This window comes from Neolewinella lacunae (genome assembly GCF_014349155.1).
In the GTDB taxonomy this organism is placed as follows: Bacteria; Bacteroidota; Bacteroidia; order Chitinophagales; family Saprospiraceae; genus Neolewinella; species Neolewinella lacunae.
In genome coordinates this window covers 2,159-3,124 of sequence record NZ_JACSIT010000145.1, presented here as the reverse complement: position 1 = coordinate 3,124, position 966 = coordinate 2,159, and the positions used below count along the sequence as shown (strand labels likewise).

The following is a 966-nucleotide window of genomic DNA, read 5'->3' as shown; positions in this document are numbered from 1 at the left end:
GTTACCGTGTAGATGCCCGCAGCCAGGCCCGTGGCCGTAGCCGTCGTCTGTCCGTTGCTCCACAGGTAGGTGTAGTCGGGGGTACCGCCGGTGGCCACTACCGTCAGCGTGCCGTCCGTGTCTCCGTTACAGAGCACGTCCGCATCGGCGATGGTAGCTTCCAGGTCAGTGGGCTCGTTGACCATGCCCGTGGCGGTTTCCGTACAGCCGTTGGCGTCGGTGACCGTCACCGTGTAGGTGCCAGCGGCCAGACCGTTGGCCGTAGCCGTAGTCTGTCCGTTGCTCCACAGGTAGGTGTAGTCGGGGGTACCACCCGTGGCCACTACCGTCAGCGTGCCGTCCGTGTCTCCGTTGCAGAGCACGTCCGTATCAGCGATGGCAGCTTCCAGGTCGGTGGGCTCGTTGACCGTGCCCGTAGCGATTTCCGTACAGCCATTGGCGTCGGTTACCGTCACCGTGTAGGTGCCTGCGGCCAGACTGGTGGCCGTGGCCGTCGTCTGTCCGTTGCTCCACAGGTAGGAGTAGTCGGGGGTGCCGCCGGTGACAACTACCGTCAGCGTACCGTCCGTGTCTCCGTTGCAGAGCACGTCCGTGTCAGCGATGGTAGCTTCCAGGTCCGTAGACTCTTCCACTTCGAAGGTCGCTTCGATCGTACAGTCGTTGGCGTCGGTGACCGTCACGGAGTAGATGCCGGCGGTCAGACCCGTCAGGTCTTCGGTCGTGGCACCGTTGCTCCACAGGTAGGTGTAATCGGGGGTGCCGCCGCCGACCGTGATGTTGATCGCGCCGGTAGCGTCGCCGTTGCACTCAACGTCGGTTTCCATTCCCGTCAGGGTCAGTTCCGTAGGTTCGTTGACCGTGCCCGTAGCGGTTTCCGTACAGCCGTTGGCGTCGGTAACCGTTACCGTGTAGATGCCCGCAGCCAGGCCCGTGGCCGTAGCCGTCGTCTGTCCGTTGCTCCACAGG

At 63.9% G+C, this 966-nt stretch carries 1 protein-coding gene; it reads right to left on the bottom strand.

Features of this window, described 5'->3' with window-relative positions; translation table 11 throughout:
* Positions 1 to 966: SprB repeat-containing protein (locus H9S92_RS17760; protein WP_187468046.1), on the bottom strand; the 966-nt coding region annotated here is incomplete at both ends.